The organism is Candidatus Methylomirabilota bacterium (assembly GCA_028870115.1).
Classification (GTDB): Bacteria; Methylomirabilota; Methylomirabilia; order Methylomirabilales; family Methylomirabilaceae; genus Methylomirabilis.
Window position 1 is genome coordinate 19,902 of sequence record JAGWQH010000053.1, and the last position, 19,196, is coordinate 39,097.

Consider the following 19,196-nt stretch of genomic DNA (forward strand, 5'->3'; position numbering starts at 1 on the left):
GCCGCAGCAGACGGTCGTCTACGGGAGCACGCTCGTGCATCCGCCCGCTGCTGACCCGCAGCCCCGTTGAGCCGATCCTCTCATTGACACTACAGTCGAGTTGTCCTACAGTGTATGACATGAAGACAAGCAGCCTCACAATCAGACTCGACAAAGATCTGGACGACCTGTTAACCAAGGCGAGTCGTCGGTCAGGAAAAAATCGGAGCGAGGTCGCCCGAGAGGCCCTTCGTCGCCAGCTTCGGATCAGCCAGTTTGAAGCGCTGCGGCGCAAGATCATGCCTTTTGCGGAGGCGCGAGGCTACCTGACAGACGAAGACGTGTTCGCCGAGGTGTCGTGAGGGTTTTCCTCGATACCAATGTTCTGGCCAGCGCAGCGGCAACTCGCGGACTGTGCGCAGACGTACTACGCGAGGTACTGACGTCGCATGAACTCCTGACGTCCGCACGAGTACTGAGCGAACTGAGGCGTGTCTTGCGGATCAAGTTCGGTATCGCGCAGGATTTGATTGCTGATTTTATCGGACTGTTGCGGCAAGACACCGTGCTTGGACAGCCCGGCAGGCTCCCGACGGTTGACATCGAAGATCAGGATGATCTGCTCATTCTATCGGCTGCGATATCGGCTGGAGCAGATCTGTTCGTGACAGATGATCAGGAGCTTCTGGATATCGGCCACATCGAGGATCTGACGATTCTCTCTCCAAGGCAGTTCTGGGAGAAACTGAAGGCCCCATTACAGCGTGGAGCCGGACGCGGCAAAGTACGCCGACTACGTTAAGCCGATAGCGCGGATGCTTTACGCCGCGCCATTGGTGTTGCGGATTACCACTTGCTTTTTGTCCGGCGCCTTCGCGACGGCCATCAACTGACTGCAGGAGGCGGTCGTCCACGTGAGCCCGCTCGTGCGTCTGCCTGCCGCTGACCCATTCGAAAGACGACTGCATTCGCGTGTTGATCCGACAGGGCGTCTTCTCTGGCCTTTCGGAAGGCCGCGACATGAGCCAAAGGAGCAATCAATGAAAGCGAACCCCGATGGGCTTTCCCCTTGGTGGCGGTACGCGCTCGTTATCACGTTGATTGTTGGACTGAGTGTCTTGATCTGGCTGGCGGTACGTACCTATCAGTTCGCGCCGCCGATTCCGGACAAGGTGACCGGTCCTGGCGGCGTGATCGTCATGACGGGCGAAGACATCCGGGCCGGGCAGGAAGTGTTCTTGAGGTACGGCCTGATGGAAAACGGCTCCGTCTGGGGGCATGGGGCATACCTGGGGCCAGATTTTTCGGCGGAATATCTGCACGCATTGGCGGTCGCAGCAGGGCCGGCGTTGAAGCGGAATCGCTATGACGCGCAGACCGGAACATTAACGTTTACGGAGGCGGAGGCGGCTACGTTCGAGAGCCAGGTGGCGAGGTGGACAGCGTACTTCGCCGAGCCGACAGGCAACGTAGGGCTGCCAGCCGGATACATCACCGACCCGGCGGAGTTGCGACAACTCACTGCCTTCTTTGCGTGGACGGCGTGGGCGTCCGTTGCCAATCGGCCCAATAAGTCCTACTCGTACACAAACAACTTTCCGTACGAACCGCTGAGCGGGAATACGCTGACAGCCGACGCAATTCTGTGGAGTGCGCTGAGCCTGATCGCATTGTTGGCAGGGATCGCGGGGGTGCTGTTTGCGTTCGGTAAGTTTGACTTCCTCGGTTGGAAGGGTGGGAGCGGGCACGTACATCCCACGATGTTGCCGGGTGTAGCTTCGGACAGTCAGCGGGCGACGATCAAGCTCTTTGCGATGGTCGCGCTCCTGTTTCTGGCGCAGGTGATCGTTGGCGCCGCGACCGCGCATTACCGGGCTGAGCCCGGTAAGTTCTACGGTATCGACCTGGCACAGGTTGCGCCGAGTCACATCATGCGGACATGGCATTTGCAGTTGGCGATCTTCTGGATTGCGACCGCCTACGTGGCGGGCGGACTGTTCCTGGCAGCGGCGCTAGGCAACCGCGAGGTACGCGGGCAGGTGCCGGGCATCAATCTACTGTTTATCGCGCTGGTGGTGGTCGTAGCCGGCAGCTTGTTGGGCGAGTGGCTGGGGGTGAAGCAGGTGTTCGGCTCGCTGTGGTTTTGGTTTGGGCATCAAGGCTGGGAATATCTGGACCTGGGGCGGGCGTGGCAGATCATGCTGGTCATCGGGCTGGTGCTGTGGCTGGTGTTGTTGGTGCGCGCCATGGCCCCGGCGCGGCAGAACCCGAAACAGCGCCAGGTCGTATCGCTGTTTCAGTATGCCGCCCTCGCGATTCCGCTCTTTTACCTGCCGGCAATGTTCTTCGGCAGTACCACCCACTTATCGGTTGTGGACCACTGGCGGTTCTGGATCGTCCACCTCTGGGTCGAAGGATTCCTGGAGTTATTCGTGACGGTGATGGTGGCGCTGATCTTCTTGGAGTTGGGCGTCATGTCGCATGCGAACGTGGCGCGTGTCGTCTATCTTGACGCGATCCTGTACCTTGGCAGCGGCATCATCGGGACCGGACATCATTGGTACTGGACCGGTCAGACGACCATTACGATGGCCCTGTCGGCGGTGTTTTCGGCCATGGAGGTCGTTCCGCTGACGTTGCTGACACTGGACGCGTGGGACTTTATCAAGCTGACTCGGAGCCAGTGCGGCGTGTGTGAGCTGCCGGTGTCGTTGCCGCATAAGTGGACGTTCTACTTCCTGATGGCGGTTGGCTTCTGGAATTTCGTCGGCGCCGGTGTATTTGGTTTCCTCATCAATCTGCCGGTCGTCAGTTTCTATGAGGTCGGCACGATCCTGACATCGAACCACGGGCATACGGCGATGATGGGAGTGTTCGGGATGCTGGGGTTAGCGCTGATGGTGATTGCGTTCCGGCAGGTGCTGGATGAGCAGCAGTGGCAACGCGTGGAGAAGTTCGTGCGCGTATCGTTCTGGGGTCTGAACATCGGCCTGGCGATGATGGTGATACTGAGCCTCTTCCCCGGTGGCGTCTTGCAACTATGGGATGTGTTGACCAACGGTTACTGGCATGCACGCGGTCCGGAGTTCATGAACCAACCGTTCGTACGCCTGCTCGAATGGCTGCGCCTTCCTGGGGACGCCGTGTTTATCGTATTCGGCGCCGCGCCGATGGCGCTGGCGGCGGTCCTGACCTGGAGATTCACGCACGCGAACAGCAGACGTCAGCCATGAAGTGAGTCGGCGCCGTGCGAACTTGACAAGTTTCCGGAAAGGCAAGAAAATCGCCGCAGTTGTCAAACGTTTCGGATAGTGATATGCGGGTCAGTATACTCAATAATTAGGCATCGGTTCCACGTGTACGGTGTACGCTTTGGATGCTATGACAAGATGTGTTACTGGACTGTGATTACTTCAACGAGGAGCGAACTATGAGGCTGAAATACTTGACCGTGGGTGCTGTCGCCAGTCTTCTTCTGCTAGGCTCGTTTCAGGCGGCCTTAGCGACGGATATCGTTGATTTACTTTTTGAAATCAATACCAAGGACGAAGATAAAGACAAAGGCGAACCGATCAATTTTCAGATCCTTAAGGACGATAAAATTGTCGTCTACGATTCCAACTGGATCTTTGGCAACTGGACGTTGAAACCGAATTCGTACAACTATAAGAGGGCGCCTTGGGGGGGAGCCAAGATCATTGTTCCCATTACAACCGACGACTGCTCTAAGCTGAAATTGCGCGTCGAAAAAATGGGCGACAACAGTTGGAAAGCCACCTTTCAGGTCCGGGCTAATGACAAACAGCTCACACTGTTGAGTGAGACGCCTATCGTTCAGTTTGGCAAGGGCCATCCGATCCTCGCTGAAAAGCCTGAGGGTGCGGGAGACGCAAAGGTTACGCACTGGAACGGTGGGAACGTCCATATCTTCGCATTTAACTGCCCACCACCGGAAAAGAAATGACTCTACAGTCTTGACACGGTATAGACAATGGGCACGGGTCTAGCCTATAGGTAGCAGGCCGCCGGTGTAACGATCTTCGAGACGACTATCAACTCAGCCGGCGAGAGGCCACGCGGGCCCTCCTATTGACACAGCACATTCCATCGCGTTATCGTCCTAGTCCGATCGCGGACTTTATGACGGATCACTTGATGTTGACGAGAGACTCAATCATCACATGAAGGTCTCACTGAAGTGGTTGGCCCAATATGTCGATGTCGCGCTGCCGGCTAAGGAACTGGCCCATCGGCTGACCATGTCGGGAACCGAGGTGGGCGGGATTGAAGAGCGTGGCAACGGCTGGCCGGGCGTTGTTGTTGCGCAGATCGAATCGATTTCCCCACATCCGACGGCTGACTCTCTCGCCTTGGTATGCTTAAGAATATCTGGCGAGAGAGTTACGGTCGTGAGCGGCGCCACAAATCTCAAGGTCGGCGACAAGGTACCGCTGGCGCTGGTTGGGGCTCACCTTATTGACGCTCAGACAGGTCGAGCCACCGTGGTGGAGGTGGTCCAGATTCAGGGGGTAGCCTCCGGAGGGGTGCTCTGTTCCGAGAAGGAACTGGGCCTGTCGGAGGCTCATGAAGGCGTTTTTATCCTTCCTGGTGAGGCCGAGGTCGGCATGCCGCTCAACGCCGTACTGGGGGATACCATTCTCGATCTCGAGGTCACGCCGAATAGACCGGATTGTCTGAGCATGCTTGGGGTTGCGCGCGAGGTGGCGGCCATTACGGAGGGATCACTCACACTGCCGGATCTGAGCTACCAAGAGGAAGGGTCCAGCGTCCGGGACGAGGTGCAGGTTGAGATTCTGGCGCCCGACCTGTGCCCGCGGTACAGCGCATCCGTCATTCATGGGATTACGGTTGGCCCATCGCCCTCGTGGGTTCAGAGGCGTCTTGTGGCTGCCGGCGTGCGCCCTATCAATAATGTTGTCGATATCACTAACTACGTCATGCTGGAGTACGGGCAGCCGTTGCATGCCTTTGACTACGAGACGATTCATGACGGGCGAATTGTGGTGCGGCGCGCTGCGGCTGGAGAATCGCTGCGGACGCTGGACGGTCTCTTGCGGACGCTTTCATCTGACATGCTGGTGATTGCCGATGCGAAGCGTCCGGTCGCGCTTGCCGGGATTATGGGCGGCTTGGAGACAGAGGTGACGCAGTCGACGAAGAGCGTGTTGCTCGAGTCGGCCAACTTCAGCCCTGGCTCGATCCGGCAGAGTTGCCGTGCGCTGCGGCTCAGGACCGAGGCATCGTTCCGCTTCGACAAGGGACTGCCGCCGGCCATTACCACCGTCGCGCTGAGACGGGCTACCAAGCTTCTTGTAGAGATCTGCGGTGGCAAGGCGTCACACGGACTGTGGGATGTATTCCCTGCTCCCAGAGAGCCGATGGAGTTCAGACTTACCCCGGTGGAGCTTCGTCGCGTCTTGGGCATTGATATCACATTGACTCAGATTCGGGACGTGCTGGCCGGCCGGCTTGGGTTTGACTGCCGGGAAGATGGGAACGACCTGCGAGTGAGACCGCCGGTGCACAGGACCGACATTCAGATTCCCGTCGATCTGGTGGAAGAGGTGGCCCGTCTGGTTGGCTACGACCGGATTCCAACCACAACACTGGCCGGCCATCTGCCCGATCACCCATCTCAGCCGATGCGTGGCTTTATCGAACGGCTCAGTGACCTGCTCGTTGGCTGCGGCCTGCAAGAGGTTATTACCTATTCGCTGGTCGGTCGACGTCTCCTGAACAAGATGGTTGCCGGGCCAGAAGTCGGGACATCGAACGGGCTGCGCCTGGCGAACCCGATGACCCCCGATCAAGAGATACTTCGGATGTCGTTGCTTCCCAGCCTCCTGGAATGTCTGAATAATAATCTTCGTCAGGATGAGGCTGGTGCCCGTCTGTTCGAGATCGGGCGAGTCTATCTTCCACGCGACGCCGACTTGCCCCAGGAGCGGCAGATGCTGGTCATCGGTATGGCTGGGCCAAGATGGCACAGACAATGGAGCCGGGCGGCTGCGCAATTGGATTTTTACGATCTAAAGGGCGTTGTGGAGGAGTTGGTGAATCGCCTGAATCTTGGAGGGACGCGCTTCGTTCAGATCACGGATCAATATCCGTTTCATCCCGGGCGGACGATGGCTGTCTACTCGAAGGATGTGCGGCTTGGAGTGATGGGAGAGCTTCACCCGGCGGTGGCGCATAACTTTGAGATTCGTGTCCCAGCCTGCCTGGCTGAGTTAGATCTGGAACCACTTCTGAGCGTAGTCGGAGAAGAGTCCTTGAGGATTGAGCAGTCGCCACGCTTTCCCGCGGTACGACGGGACTTGGCGCTTGTCGTTCCGGAGCGCGTTCCGGTCGCTGAGTTGTTCGAGGCCATCCGACAAGCCGGGGGACCGCTGCTCGGACAGCTTGAGCTTTTCGATCTGTTCCATGGGGAAGAACTGCCACAAGGGCACAAATCGTGCGGCGTTGGACTGGTCTTTCGTTCCCCGGATCATACCCTGACCGATACTGAAGTAGCCCCAGTCGAGGCCCGAATTATTCAGCAGTTACAACGGCTGACCGGGGCGTGGCTGCGGGGATAATTTTTGCTTTACAAGGATGCATGGCTTTGGTAGGCTCTCAACCGGACAAGGGCTGCCACCGCGGAGACCTCATGTTAGAGCACGCTTCAGACCAGGACCAGACGATGCTTGCCGAAAAACTTGAGGAACTGGAAGGTCGGGTGAGGTTGGTGGTTGCGCTTGTGGCGAAGCTTAAGGAAGAAAAGATGGCCCTGGAGCGGCGGGTAGAGGAGTTGCAGGCTGTGACTAAGGCGCGGGTAGAGCAGGTGGGAGCGCTCGAGACCGCACGAAAGAGGGATCAGGAGCAACTCATTCGAATGCAAGAGGAGCGTGAGGAGGTTCGACTGAAGATAGATCACATGCTGGAAGAGGTCGCGCGGATTGAGGCCTCGGTTGAGTCTGGCGTTTGAGGATCGTATGGAGCAACTGGTCAGTGTCGTGATCCGAGGGGAGCAGTACACGATCCGTGCCGTAGAAGATCCGTCGTATGTCCGAGGGGTTGCGGCGTACGTCGACGCCAAACTGGATGGGGTTGTGAAGGGATCTCAGTCGCTCCCACCCACGAAGGCGATCGTGTTGGCCTCACTGAATATTGCAGATGAGCTTTTTAAAACAGAGGCCGAGCGGGAGCGGTCCGAGACAATGGTTGCGGTGAAGCTGAGCACGCTATCAGAGCTGTTGAGAACCGCGCTCGAAGAAGGAGCAAGCGGTCCTCAAAGCGTTGATCAGAAGTTGGAAGTCGGTGGAGCATAGGTGGAGTAAGAGGGCTGCGGTGCATCATTCTACGCAGCATGAAATTATCGAGACCCCCTGCCGTGTTCGTGATGAGGGTACGTTTTTTGAACCAACAGTAAAAAACGGGGGCCCTCTTCGCAGCGTGGTGTGCATAACCTCACTTACGTGGGGAGAGCCTGAAGCGCTGCCCGGGCAGCCACCTGGTTAGCCAGGTTCAAACCTCATCCCTCAAACGGCACAAAGGTGGGGGGTCCTACCCTACTTCCCCTATTGCGCGCTCACCCGTTATCAGGACCGCTTAACCTTTGTACCCTTCTCGCCTCGCCGAGGGCTTCTTCCAATCCTCTACGTTGTGATCCTCTGGTTGTATTTCTGGCCATGTATTCAATGGCATTGGCATAGGAAGTTCGGAAGGAGGTGGGCCTCCGTTGGCAATTGGAGTTGATCAGCTAGCAATTGTTCTGATCGTGGCGGTTGCAAGTGTCATAGTTGGGTACCTGCTAAGAAAACAGGTGGTCGAAAGCAAGGTCGCCGAGGCAGAGACTCTGGCCAAGCGTATCTTGAACGAGGCGCAGAAAGAGGCAGAAACCAAACTTCGGGAGGCTGACCTCGAGGCCAAGGAACTCGCTATTCAGACGAAGACTGATCTGGAGCGAGAGACTAAGAGTCGTCGCCAGGAGGTCGAGAGCGCGCAACGTCACCTGAATCAAAAGGAAGAAACCCTCGACCGAAGGCTGGAGCAGTTGGAACGACGAGACCGCGAAATGGACGCACTGGTCAAAAATCTGGGCAACAGAGAGCAGGCTGCCGCCGACAAAGAGGCCCAGTGCGCTCAGTTGATGGATGATGCGCAGCGACAACTGGAGCGCATCTCCGGCCTCACTGCCGAGGAGGCCAGGAAGATCCTGCTTCAGAATCTGGAGCAGGAGGCCAGAATCGAGTCGATAGCCTTGTTCAAACGGCTTGAGGATGAGGCGCGGGCGACGGCAGAGGCGAAGGCGAAAGAGATCCTGACCGTTGCCGTGGATAAGTGCGCGTCGGAGTTCATTATGGAATCGACGGTCTCTGTGGTGGATTTGCCGAACGAGGAGATGAAGGGGCGGATCATTGGTCGGGAGGGACGCAACATCCGGGCCTTCGAGCGGGCAACGGGGATTGATGTGATCGTGGACGATACCCCTGAAGCGGTGATCCTGTCCGGCTTCGATCCTATTCGGCGAGCTATCGCCAAAGAGGCGCTACAACGCCTCATCACTGATGGGCGGATCCATCCGGCTCGCATCGAAGAAATGGTGGAGAAGGTGAAGGGGGAGATCGATGACGACATCAAGAAAACCGGTGAACGAACAGCCTTCGAAGTGGGGATTAGCAGTCTGCACCCCGAACTCGTGCGTTTGGTGGGGCGACTCAAGTACCGGACCAGCTATTCGCAGAATCAGCTTCAGCATACGATAGAGGTGGCACAACTTGCCGGTGTCATGGCCGCTGAGTTGGGGCTCGATGTCAAGGTTGCCAAGCGAGCAGGTCTGCTTCACGATATCGGGAAGTCGGCCGACGTTAACATGGAAGGGACTCACGTTTCCATTTCGGCTGAGCTGGCTAAGAAGTACGGTGAGCACCCGAGGGTAGTGAACGCGATCGCCGCCCACCACGAAGACGTAGAGATTACCTGCCTGGAGGCCATAGTGCTCCAGATCGCTGACACGCTCTCGGCGGCCAGACCTGGGGCCAGACGTGAGCTGTTGGAAAGCTACGTGAAACGGCTCGAGGGATTGGAAAGGATCGCGAACTCCTTTGCGGGCGTGAGCAAGACATACGCTATCCAGGCCGGACGCGAGGTACGCATCATCGTTGAGAGCGCTGAGGTATCGGACGTACAGGCGTATCAGCTTTCGCGGGATGTCGCAAAGCGAATCGAAGAGGAGTTGCAGTACCCTGGCCATATCAAGGTGACCGTCATCCGCGAGACCAGGGCGGTGGAGTACGCCAAATAGCAATGTACGAGTTTCGAGTTCAGAGTGTCGGGTCAAAGCTTCCGTTTGGTCAGCATTGAACCCGAAACCTGAAACGCGCAACCCGAAACAGTAAGCCATGCGGATACTATTCATCGGTGATATGATCGGCAAGCCGGGTCGTGAGATCGTGGCGTCTGTGTTGCCGCGCCTGGCCGAGGAGCAGAAGATCGACCTGGTCATTGCGAATGGTGAAAACCTGGCTGGTGGCTTCGGCATCACGGGCGCGGTGGCTGAAGAGATGTTCGCGCTCGGCGTCGATATCCTGACCTCCGGGAACCACCTCTGGGATAAGAAGGAGGTCGAAGAGTACATCGCGAAGAAGGAGCGGCTCCTGCGACCGGCTAACTACCCCGAACCGGCGCCGGGTAGTGGAAGCCTGGTGGTAGACCGCGGTGGCTGTATCGTAGGGGTGCTCAATCTGCAGGGGCGGGCGTTCATGCCCACACTTGATTGCCCGTTTCGAGTGGGTGACCGTGAAATCGGCCGGTTGCGCCGAGAAACGACACTGATCTTTGTCGATTTTCACGGTGAGGCGACGGCGGAGAAACAGGCTTTTGCCTGGTATGTCGACGGGCGGGTATCGGCGGTGATCGGCTCCCACACGCATGTCCAGACTGCTGACGAGCGGATCCTTCCTGGAGGGACGGCGTTCCTCACCGATGCAGGAATGACGGGTGGCTACGACTCCGTCATAGGGATGGGCATTGAGGCGCCGATCGCCAAATTCCTATCCGGTCTTCCGAAGCAGTTCCGACCGGCCACCGGGGCGCCTCGACTGTGCGGAGTTGTGGTGGAGATCGACGAGCGGACCGGCCGCTCGACCTCAATCCTCCGGATCCAACGGGAGCCCTGAAACGGTCGCATGTCAGCGCGGATTATCGACGGCAGGTCTATTGCAGCAGAGATTCGCAGGGAAGTCCAGATCGAAGTCGCGGCAATGGCTGCGCAGACCGGGGTGGTTCCGTGCCTGGCTGCGATCCTCGTCGGGAATGACCCGGCCTCGGCGACCTATGTACAGAACAAGGCCAGGGCGTGTAAAGAAGTCGGAATTATCTCGTTACGGATCGACCTGCCGGCCGACCTTCCGGAAGCGTCACTTCTCCACGAGATTGGGCGCCTGAATAGCGACCCTGCCGTACACGCTATTCTCGTCCAGCTTCCGCTCCCGCCTCACATCAGCGAAAAGCGAGTCCTGGAGGCGATCCTCCCGGAAAAGGATGTGGACGGGTTTCACCCCGCCAACCTGGGCGGATTGCTCGTCGGGAACCCCCTTTTTGTCGCGTCTACGCCGCTTGGTATTCTTGAACTGCTCAATCGGTCACATGTGGTAATCGAGGGGAAGCATGCCGTCATCGTCGGCTGGAGTGTCGTAGTCGGCAAGCCGACGGCGTTCCTGCTGCTGCAGCATCACGCGACCGTCACCATCTGTCATATCAAGACCCGCGATCTTGCCTCTCATACCCGGCAGGCCGATATCCTGGTTGTGGCGGCAGGGAAGCCGGGTTTGGTGACCGACTCGATGGTCAAGGGGGGGGCCGTGGTCATTGATGTCGGCGTGAATCGGCTTACAGACGGCAGAGTGGTGGGGGATGTGGACTTTCCGAGGGTTGCGGAAAAGGCGTCGCTGATCACTCCGGTGCCAGGCGGGGTCGGCCCGATGACGGTAGCCATGCTGTTACGAAATACGGTGGACGCCTGCCGACGCTTTTGCGATACTCGCCGGCCCTCAGGGGCTGCGCCGGCTGCATCGGGCAAAAGCGAGACAGCGCAATCCTGAGGCAGAGCGCGGCGCCCTGGCAGGGAGGTCATGGCGCCTATATATGGAAGTGCGGTGATCTATATGACGGATGAGTTGAATCGCCCCAACGGAGAGCCAATCGCACCGGATGCTGAAGAGGGTGAGCCTCCGCTATTGACGAAGGAGGAAGCCATCGCTGAGGTGAAGCGGTGGATCGAGCGGTATAAGATCGACCAGAACCAGATTTTCGCCAGGACAGGGGAGCGAGTCATCCGCTATGGTGACCTGATTCCTCACCTCGAACAAGAGACCGATGAAGGACGATTGCTCCTTCGGGCGATCTCTCGGGGTCGAGTAATCCGGCAACAGCGCCGATTTCCCGGTAGTCTGGACAGAGATCAGAAGTAGTGGGTGAACGATGATACCGACACGATCGTCTGATCCGGCCGAGGTGATCGTTGATCGGCAGGAGCGGAGCCTGATCATTACATGGCGCGACGGACATCGTAGCGTGTACCCATTTGATGATCTTCGACGCGATTGCCCGTGCGCCTCCTGTAACGATGCCAGGAGCAAGAAGCTGGAAACGAAGAATCTCCTGGTTCTCAGCGGTCCGGTCCTCAAGCCCGGTGAAGTGCAGGTTACCAACTATCGTCCTGTGGGATGGTACGCGCTGAACTTTACCTGGAGCGATGGGCACGACACCGGCATCTATACGTATGAATCTCTGCGGGCGAACTGCCCCTGTGAACAATGCGCCGGCACCGAAGTAGCGCAGTGATCGGATGAAAGCGATTCGTCTGCTGGAACCCGGGGTCGTTGAGCTGACGGAGCTGCCGGTTCCATTCCTCGGACCGGGGGAACTGCTGCTGGAGATGCGGGCATGCGGCCTGTGCGGTTCTGACCTGGGGAAGATCTTTGGCGGAACGCCGCTGAAGCTGCCCGTTCCATTGGGCCACGAGCTGGTAGGTGTGGTCAAGGCGATCGGCGAAGGAGTGCAACGATTTGCCATTGGTGATCGTCTGGCCGTTGCGCACCATGTTCCGTGTGGCCGGTGCCGTTACTGTCGCCATGGCAACGACTCGATGTGTCCTCAGTTCAAAGCGACTAACATCGATCCGGGCGGTTTCGCCGAGTATGTCCGGATTCCAGCCTTTCAGGTCGCGCAGGCGTCCTTCACGCTTCCCGACTTGCTTCCGGACGATGTTGGCATCTTTATGGAGCCGTTGGCCTGCGCGTTGCGGGCGGTGAAGCGATCCAATGTGCAGGCCGGCGATCAGATCGTGGTGGTCGGTGCAGGATGTATGGGGTTGCTGGTCGCGCAGACCGTTGCCGTATTCGGCGCAAGACCGGTCTGTGTGGATATTCGTGAGGAGCGCCTGGAGTTAGCTCGAATGCTTGGTATTGAGACGACCCTGAATGTAGCCGGGTCGGATCCTCGAAGAGCACTTCGCTCGGTTAGGGAAGAGGACGGAATTGACGGGGCTATTCTGACTGCGGTCAGCGCGTCGATGGTGGAAGCCGCGTTGAGCGTCCTGCGCGCCGGCGGAATGATCAACCTGTTTGCGGATGCGGGCGCGGCCGGACGTATGGCGATCGACCTGGGCGTCTTCTACCGACAGGAGCTGTCGCTTACGGCAACCTATTCGTCCACGCCGGCGGACCTGAAAGAGGCGATTCGGCTCCTGGCCTCTGGACAGATCCGGACCGACCTATTTATCAGCCATCGCTTCGACTTGAGTCGGTTCGCGGAAGGCGCGCGTCTCCAGCGGGAAGGACAGGCCACCAAGGTCGTGTTTTACGCAAACGGAACGGGCGCGGCATGAGTCCTGTGGAGATCCTCAACCGGACGATGGTCGCGGCGGTGCTTCACGGTCCGCAAGATGTGCGGTTGGAGGAGGTGCCGATTCCTCCGATCGGCCCGAAGGAGCTCCTGGCCCGGGTCGAGGCCGCCTCGATCGATTTTACGGACCGCAAGGTCTATCTGCGTGGATCGCATCCGATGATTAAGATTCCCGGGCTCTTCGGGCATGAGTGGGCCGGGGTTGTGGTGGCGCGAGGGGAGCAGGCCGATGTTCGGTGGCAGCCGGGAATGCGGGTGGTTGCCGCGAACTCGGCCCCTTGCACCGATTCGGAGCCGTCGGCCCGTTGTCGCGCGTGCCGGTGCGCTCGTCAGGGTATGTGCGAACGACTGCTGTACAACAACGGCGCCTTCGCCCCCTACATTCGTATCCCTGGACGGATCACGGAGGTGAACCTGTATGAGCTACCCGCGCAGGTTCCCTTTGAGGAGGCGGCCCTGGCTGAGCCGCTCGCCTGCGTCATGCACGCCGTTCGCCGCGTGCAGATCTCCGACGGCGATCGTGTCGCCATCGTGGGCGCCGGACCGATCGGCCTGATGTTCATCGCCGTCCTACGTAACCGTTACGGGCGATCGATTCGCCTCGTCAGCGTAGATCATCATGAGGATCGTCTGACGTTAGCGAAGAGCTTCGGCGCCGACGCGGCGTTGAACACCGCCGGAGGGTCGGAGAATGCGAGCCTGCTAGCGGCATTGGGAGTCGATAAGGCCGATGTCGTCATTGAGGCGGTGGGAAGCGCGCAGGCGTATCAGGACGCGTTTGAGGGGGTGGGTCGGGGCGGCACGCTGGTGTCGTTCGGGGGAGCGGCCAAGGGCGCTGTCCTTCCTCTCGACCTACATCGATTACATTACGAGGAGATTCGGATCATCCCGATCTACCACCATACTCCGGCTGATTTCGCCAATGCCGTCCATGCCATCGCTCATCGCGAGGTTCCGGTAGGCAGCCTCATCACTGCCCGTCTCCCTCTCATGGAGTTACCGAGAGCGCTCGAAATGGTGCAGGAGCGGAGTACCCTGCGAACGATCCTGTTTCCGTGGGATCAACTTGGCGTCTGAGAAGGGTCAGGGAAGTCCTGCGCTGTGTGACCCCACACGTATAGAGCAAGATGGAAGAAAACGCATAAGAAAGTGTTGACAAGATCAGCCGACAGCGATAAGGATAGTGCGGATTCAGGCAGTCATGAGGCGGCGGCGCGCTTGCGGATAGCCTACTCGTCGGCATGGTGAAGAAATTGGCAAATGAAACTGAGCAGATAACACTAATTCCGACGGCTTCGTTATCGGTCGTTGCGCACGAGAAACGATTAGTGATGCCGGCGCGTACGAGCCGGCACGAGCCGATCCGGGGTCGAGTAGAAACTGCTTCACCGAAGTTGCGTTTTCACCATTATCGCGGTGTGCAGTGGATCCTGGCAGGTGGGCCGATGGCAGAGGCTTATGTCCCTGTCGTTGTTCATGACGACTGCCGGGGCTGTCTGGTGTGCGGTCGCACCACCGAGTGGTTCATGGAGTTCGCGCGGTTGGCCTGTCGTCTCACGGGGATCAACCTTCGTGACTGCCTTCACTGGGGCCATCTGTTCGACAATCCAAAGCCGCTGATTGTCCCCACCTCAAACTTGCTCCGTTGTAACAAGAACGCGCTAGCGAGGCTGCGTGAGAGTTACTTCAGTCTCAGCGAGTGCTCCCGTCCTGCCCTGTGGAAACTCTGGCCATCGGATCAAGTCCTTTCACAAAGCGAGCGGTTTGAAGACCGGCTGACCATCGTGAGCCGGATGGTTGAGCTTTGGGAGGATGGACAGTACATCGGCTGGCCAAGCTAAGCAGCCGCAATTCTCACTTGAAGAAAAACTCCTGGATGGCGCTTTTGTCGTCAGAGGTGGTGGGACGCCCGGATGGGTAGTTTACCCATATGGATGTCACGTTCTCCGGCACAGGGAACTCTTCTGATGGAGTATCCTTGAGGGCTCGTTGCATGAAACGGGTCCAGATGGGCACGGCGAGGGTAGCGCTCGATTCGTGCGGTCCAAGCGATCGCTTGGTGTCATAGCCAACCCAGACCCCCGCGACGAGATCGGGTGTATACCCGATGAACCAGGCATCGGTCGCCGCCTGAGTGGTTCCCGTTTTACCCGCGACAGGTCTTCCCAGAACGCGCGCTCGTGACCCGGTCCCCCGCTCGACGACGCCTTTTAGGACGTTGGTTAAGATAAACGCCGTCTCCTCCCTCATCGTCTGCTGGCCTGCCGGAACGTGCTCTTCCAGAAGCGCCCCTTTGTTGTCTACCACCTTCCTGATGCCATAAGGTGGAAATCGGATTCCTGAATGCGCAAACACACCGAAGGCTGAGACCATCTCCGATAATGTAACCTCCGAGACACCGAGGGCCAAGGCATATTCCCTCCGTAGCGTACTCGCGATTCCGAGGTTATGGGCCAACTCGATGACCGGATCGACTCCGATCCGCTCGATGAGCTTCACCGCGACGACGTTGATGGAGTGCTCGAGTCCGTATCGTAATGTGGTCTGGCCGCGGAACTTCCGGTCATAGTTCTCCGGGCTCCACTCGGTTCGTTTGCCGTCCACGAGAAGCGGGTAGCGTACAGGCGCATCATTGATGATTGTAGAAGGGGTGAGGCCGCGATCGAAAGCAGCGGCGTAGACAAAGGGTTTGAAGGCGGAGCCGGGCTGTCGCCTAGCCTGGAGGGCGCGATTGAATTTGGATCGCTCGAAGTCGTACCCACCTATCATCGCCTTGATACCGCCATTCCTCGGATCGATGGCGAGAAAGGCGCCCTCAATCTCGGGATCTTGTTCGAGGTTCAGATCGAGAGTCTTTTTTTGTTTATTGACGCTCAAGACCTGAACCTTCACCTCCATACCGATCTGAAGCTGCTGGCGCGGTTGCGACGGATCCAACCAGGGTATCTTGTCAAGGACAATGTCGCTCTGATACCCACCGACCTGAACCGTAATCGCCTTTGGCAGAATCTTTGTGACTGTTGCACTGAGGATCTCACCTGCCTTCGGGATAAGGTACGAGGGAGAGCCTTTGCGGGACACTGTGGCGGTTGAGGATCGTGTATGAGGAGCGCGAAAGCCTCTGGCCTTGTCGATCTCACGGAGTCCTTCGATCAGAGCCGCCTCCGCGCTCCGCTGCGCGCCGATGTTCAGCGTCGTGTAGACCTTCAAGCCGCCATGGTATACGGCGTATGTGCCATATGTCTCTTCCAGTTGCTGGCGGATATACTCGACGAAGTAAGGGCCGAGGTTTCGAGTTTTCTCGAACGGGAATTCGTCGAAGGTGACGGCGAAAGCGGAAGCGGCCTGCTGATTGGTGATGAACCCTTGCTGAGCCATTCGGGTCAACACATGGTCCCGGCGGCGTATCGCCCGTTCCTTGTCGGTGATGGGAGAGTAGTAGTTGGGAGCCCGCGGCAGTCCGGCGAGGGTTGCAGCCTCGGCGAGGTTAAGCTGATCCACCGACTTCTTGAAGTAGGTGCGGGCAGCAGACTCCACCCCATAAGCGCCGTGTCCGAAGTAGACCTGATTGAGATAGAGTTCAAGGATCTTCTCTTTAGAGTATCGTTTCTCGATTTCGATCGCGAGGACGGCCTCCTTGATTTTTCTGGAAAGATGTTTCTCAGGGGTCAGGAGCAGTAGCTTCGCCAACTGTTGCGTGATGGAACTTCCGCCCTCAACGGGGCGCAGGGCCCAGAGATTGACCAGCAGTGCTCGGGCGATGCCTCGAAAATTGATTCCGCGATGCTCGTAGAACTGGGCGTCCTCGACTGCGATAAGCCCATTGATCAGATGGCGAGGGATTTTGTCCAGCGAAACCCAGAAACGTTTCTGTTCGAAGAGGGCGGCAAAAGGTTCATCGTGATCCGAATAGAGTGTGGTCACTAGGCTGGGCTGATATTCCTCAAGTGCCTCAAGTGTCGGCAGGTCCCGGAGGAACGTAACAAACAGGCCTCCGAGGACTCCTGATGAGATAGCCATCAGTAGCAGGAGGGACCAGATTATAGCTACGGTAGGTCGAGAGGGTTGTCGCATATGCCACGTCTTTAAGTATTTGATATTGTGGGGCGATTACTGCAACGCTCAATATACGAACGACGACAGGTACCACTATAACAGAGGGCTTACGCCCTCACAAGCATCGCCGCGCTCGCCTCTGCGCTGAGGTCAAAAGGATATGAGGAAGACGGGTTTGGAGTTGCGGTGAGACCGCTATTATGCTAGAAAGGCAATCACCAACTTCGCGGAGAAATCACAGATGAATGATGCAAAAGCACAAGCCCATGAGCAACTTTGTGCCCTCCGGCGTGGTGCCGTGGAGATTGTTTCCGAAGCAGAGCTGCTTGAGAAACTCGAGCGCTCACTGCGGACTGGCGTCCCGCTCCGCATTAAGCTTGGCGCCGATCCCTCAGCGCCGGATCTGCACCTAGGCCACACAGTCGTCCTGAGGAAACTACGCCAGTTCCAGGATCTTGGCCATCAGGTGATATTTCTCATCGGTGATTTCACCGGAATGATCGGCGACCCGACGGGTAGATCAGAGACTCGTAAGCCACTGAGCGTCGGGGAGGTTCAGACTAACGCGGAAACATATAAGAGACAAATATTCCGAATCCTTGATCAAAGTCGGACCGAGATCCGTTTCAACAGTGAGTGGCTGAGTCAAATGAACTTTGCCAACGTGATCCGTCTGGCGGCACAGTACACGGTGGCTCGGCTTCTAGAGCGAGACGATTTTCAAAAGCGATATCGGGAGGGACGCCCCATTGGTGTCCATGAGTTCCTCTACCCGCTGGCTCAAGGGTATGATTCGGTAGTGCTCCGGGCCGATGTCGAATTAGGCGGCACCGATCAGAAGTTTAACCTCCTTGTGGGACGGGATCTGCAGCGGGCTCATGGGCAGGAGCCACAAGTTGCGCTTATCACGCCTCTGCTTGAAGGAACCGATGGGGTTCAAAAGATGAGCAAAAGCCTCGGCAACTATATCGGGATTGATGAGCCTGCGAGGGAGGTGTTTGGGAAGGCTATGTCGATTCCGGACGAACTCATTGTGAAATATGCCGAACTGGTGGCCGGGATGTCGCCGGAGGCTGTAGAAGCGATGGAAAAGGGGCTAAAGCTCGGCACGCTTCATCCCAGGACCGCGAAAGTAGAATTGGCTAGGAAGCTGGTCGCGCTTTACCGTGGAGCGCAGGCCGCCGAAGAGGCGGCTATTGAGTTCGATCGGATCTTCCGGGAAAAGAAACTGCCGGATGAGATCAGTACGTTCACGATTGTAGATGAGATAGTGGCCGTGGATCTCGTCTGGTTAATTAAGGAATCAGGGGGGACGATGAGCCTCTCGGAAGCTAGAAGGCTCCTCCGCCAGGGTGGCGTCAGTCTCGATGGAGAAGTCGTACGAGATGAACATGCCAAGGTGCCGATGGACCGGGAGCATGTGCTGAAGGTAGGAAAGCGTTTTTATCGAAGAGTAAAAAAGAGCGTCCTACCCCAAAAAAACACTTGACAGCCATAACACCATTGCTGTAGTGTACGGACTCTGCTATTCAATATTTGCCATTGACGCTTTATGCACGATGCTCTATATTGAATAGAGATGTGACACCCGTCAAAACTGCCGGGTTTTCATTGCTGCTCTTTGACAATAGAATATCGTTGCTACTGACTTGAGGGCGAATGAAGTCGGCCAGAGCGGGTGATCCGGAAACGGGAGCCCGCTTCGAGGCGAATACCTCGTACGTTTCAATTTGGAGAGTTTGATCCTGGCTCAGAACGAACGCTGGCGGCGTGCCTAACACATGCAAGTCGAGCGAGAAAGTCCCGGCAACGGGATGAGTAAAGCGGCGAACGGGTGAGTAACGCGTAGGTAATCTGTCCTTCGGATCGGGATAACCTGCTGAAAGGTGGGCTAATACCGGGTAATGTTCTTGTGGGGATCCCATGAGAACCAAAGGGGGCGAGCGTAAGCAGCTTCCACCGATGGAGGAGCCTGCGTCCGATTAGCTAGTTGGTGGGGTAACGGCCTACCAAGGCGACGATCGGTAGCCGGCCTGAGAGGGCGACCGGCCACACTGGAACTGAGACACGGTCCAGACTCCTACGGGAGGCAGCAGTGGGGAATATTGCGCAATGGGCGAAAGCCTGACGCAGCGACGCCGCGTGGGGGATGAAGCTTTTCGGAGTGTAAACCCCTTTCGACCGGGACGAAACGCCCGCAAGGGCTTGACGGTACCGGTATAAGAAGCCCCGGCTAACTACGTGCCAGCAGC

The 19,196-nt window shown here is 57.8% G+C and carries 17 protein-coding genes, 1 rRNA gene and 1 other RNA gene; 18 read left to right on the top strand and 1 reads right to left on the bottom strand.

Translation table 11 applies throughout. The features are described 5' to 3' along the window. Positions 1–119: 119 nt before the first annotated feature. The 16 genes from KGL31_05935 to KGL31_06010 all read left to right on the top strand — a co-directional run bounded on the left by KGL31_05935 (position 120) and on the right by KGL31_06010 (position 14,729). Positions 120–341, top strand: a complete 222-nt coding sequence (locus KGL31_05935; GenBank protein ID MDE2321445.1) for a ribbon-helix-helix protein, CopG family — start codon at positions 120–122, stop codon at positions 339–341. Beyond that, positions 338–781: a putative toxin-antitoxin system toxin component, PIN family gene (locus tag KGL31_05940; protein ID MDE2321446.1), complete on the top strand. Its 444-nt coding sequence runs from the start codon at positions 338–340 to the stop codon at positions 779–781. The genes KGL31_05935 and KGL31_05940 overlap by 4 nt, the downstream gene beginning before the upstream one ends. Positions 782–1,019: 238 nt before the next feature. Then, a complete protein-coding gene (locus KGL31_05945; GenBank protein ID MDE2321447.1) occupies positions 1,020–3,212 on the top strand; it encodes a cbb3-type cytochrome c oxidase subunit I in 2,193 nt (730 codons plus the stop codon). 197 nt (positions 3,213–3,409) lie between these two features. Next, a complete protein-coding gene (locus KGL31_05950; protein MDE2321448.1) occupies positions 3,410–3,943 on the top strand; it encodes a hypothetical protein in 534 nt (177 codons plus the stop codon). Positions 3,944–4,160: 217 nt separating this feature from the next. Further along, positions 4,161–6,578, top strand: coding sequence for a phenylalanine--tRNA ligase subunit beta (locus KGL31_05955; GenBank protein MDE2321449.1), 2,418 nt, complete (start codon positions 4,161–4,163; stop codon positions 6,576–6,578). 71 nt (positions 6,579–6,649) lie between these two features. Continuing rightward, positions 6,650–6,967, top strand: a complete 318-nt coding sequence (locus tag KGL31_05960) for a hypothetical protein (protein ID MDE2321450.1) — start codon at positions 6,650–6,652, stop codon at positions 6,965–6,967. 7 nt (positions 6,968–6,974) lie between these two features. Further along, positions 6,975–7,310 (top strand): cell division protein ZapA, encoded by a 336-nt coding sequence (locus tag KGL31_05965; GenBank protein MDE2321451.1) that lies wholly within the window; start codon positions 6,975–6,977, stop codon positions 7,308–7,310. Between the two features lie 51 nt (positions 7,311–7,361). Next, a non-coding RNA gene (ssrS, locus tag KGL31_05970) (6S RNA) lies at positions 7,362–7,546 on the top strand. Positions 7,547–7,720: 174 nt separating this feature from the next. Continuing rightward, entirely contained in the window at positions 7,721–9,286 is a 1,566-nt protein-coding gene (gene rny / locus KGL31_05975) for a ribonuclease Y (GenBank protein ID MDE2321452.1), read from the top strand. Positions 9,287–9,383: 97 nt separating this feature from the next. Continuing rightward, on the top strand, positions 9,384–10,160 hold the full coding sequence (locus tag KGL31_05980) for a TIGR00282 family metallophosphoesterase (GenBank protein ID MDE2321453.1): 777 nt from the start codon (positions 9,384–9,386) through the stop codon (positions 10,158–10,160). A 9-nt stretch (positions 10,161–10,169) separates the two neighbouring features. Continuing rightward, positions 10,170–11,084 (top strand): bifunctional methylenetetrahydrofolate dehydrogenase/methenyltetrahydrofolate cyclohydrolase FolD, encoded by a 915-nt coding sequence (gene folD / locus KGL31_05985; protein MDE2321454.1) that lies wholly within the window; start codon positions 10,170–10,172, stop codon positions 11,082–11,084. 30 nt (positions 11,085–11,114) lie between these two features. Beyond that, positions 11,115–11,453: a hypothetical protein gene (locus tag KGL31_05990; GenBank protein MDE2321455.1), complete on the top strand. Its 339-nt coding sequence runs from the start codon at positions 11,115–11,117 to the stop codon at positions 11,451–11,453. A gap of 10 nt (positions 11,454–11,463) precedes the next feature. Beyond that, positions 11,464–11,826, top strand: a complete 363-nt coding sequence (locus KGL31_05995; GenBank protein MDE2321456.1) for a DUF971 domain-containing protein — start codon at positions 11,464–11,466, stop codon at positions 11,824–11,826. Positions 11,827–11,830: 4 nt separating this feature from the next. After that, a complete protein-coding gene (locus KGL31_06000; protein ID MDE2321457.1) occupies positions 11,831–12,871 on the top strand; it encodes an alcohol dehydrogenase catalytic domain-containing protein in 1,041 nt (346 codons plus the stop codon). Next, positions 12,868–13,965: a zinc-binding dehydrogenase gene (locus KGL31_06005; GenBank protein MDE2321458.1), complete on the top strand. Its 1,098-nt coding sequence runs from the start codon at positions 12,868–12,870 to the stop codon at positions 13,963–13,965. The genes KGL31_06000 and KGL31_06005 overlap by 4 nt, the downstream gene beginning before the upstream one ends. 254 nt (positions 13,966–14,219) lie before the next feature. Then, positions 14,220–14,729: a hypothetical protein gene (locus KGL31_06010; GenBank protein ID MDE2321459.1), complete on the top strand. Its 510-nt coding sequence runs from the start codon at positions 14,220–14,222 to the stop codon at positions 14,727–14,729. Between the two features lie 13 nt (positions 14,730–14,742). Here KGL31_06010 and KGL31_06015 read toward each other — a convergent pair whose 3' ends face one another. After that, entirely contained in the window at positions 14,743–16,962 is a 2,220-nt protein-coding gene (locus tag KGL31_06015) for a PBP1A family penicillin-binding protein (GenBank protein ID MDE2321460.1), read from the bottom strand. Positions 16,963–17,185: 223 nt separating this feature from the next. On the opposite strand from KGL31_06015, the gene KGL31_06020 reads away from it, so the two are divergent. Next, on the top strand, positions 17,186–18,433 hold the full coding sequence (locus tag KGL31_06020) for a tyrosine--tRNA ligase (GenBank protein MDE2321461.1): 1,248 nt from the start codon (positions 17,186–17,188) through the stop codon (positions 18,431–18,433). A 238-nt stretch (positions 18,434–18,671) separates the two neighbouring features. Next, positions 18,672–19,196 (top strand): 16S ribosomal RNA (locus KGL31_06025); the annotation flags it as partial.